Below are 579 nucleotides of genomic sequence, written 5' to 3'. Positions count from 1 at the left end.
CTGTCTCTTATACACAAATCCCTAAGCCACGCTTGGGGATTTTTTTTGAACTATTTTTAGGTTTCATGATCTGATCATCTAAGCAATGACAAGGATGATTATCATGACCTATATAGAGCCAACCCTCTGGGCACAAAAACAGTTCGGTCAAGCCCACCTAAATGACCCTAGACGCACTCAAAGACTCGTTACTCTCGCAGCCTCACTGGCCGAGCAACCTGGTGTACCCGTCTCGAAACTCATTATCTCCCCTGCTGAAATGGAAGGGGCTTATCGCTTCATCCGTAATGAGCAAATCAAAGCAGAAGATATCGCAGAAGCGGGGTTTTATGTCACCGCACAAGAAGCATTAGAGCAACAAACACTTCTTGCCTTAGAAGACACCACTTCTCTCAGTTACTCCCATCGCAGCATTCGAGATGAACTCGGGCACTCCAATCAAGGCAACCGACATCGCGCCATGTTCGTACACTCAACCTTACTTTTTGCTCCCGACACTCAATCTGTTATTGGTTTAATTGAACAACAGCGCTGGACTCGTGATATAGAAAAGCGAGGCCAAAGGCACCAGCATGCGAC

Annotated in this window: 1 protein-coding gene; it reads left to right on the top strand. The window is 46.6% G+C overall.

The window, feature by feature from the left end; translation table 11 throughout:
• Nucleotides 1–103: 103 nt before the first annotated feature.
• Nucleotides 104–579, top strand: a 476-nt coding sequence (locus AB4371_RS22640; RefSeq protein ID WP_372150648.1) for a transposase DNA-binding-containing protein, incomplete at its 3' end; no start/stop codon positions are given.

Origin of the sequence: Vibrio sp. 10N.261.51.A3 (assembly GCF_041471965.1) — a bacterium.
GTDB lineage: Bacteria > Pseudomonadota > Gammaproteobacteria > Enterobacterales > Vibrionaceae > Vibrio > Vibrio crassostreae_C.
Note: the sequence above shows the minus strand (reverse complement) of the source record. Positions and strands in the feature narration are given on the sequence as shown.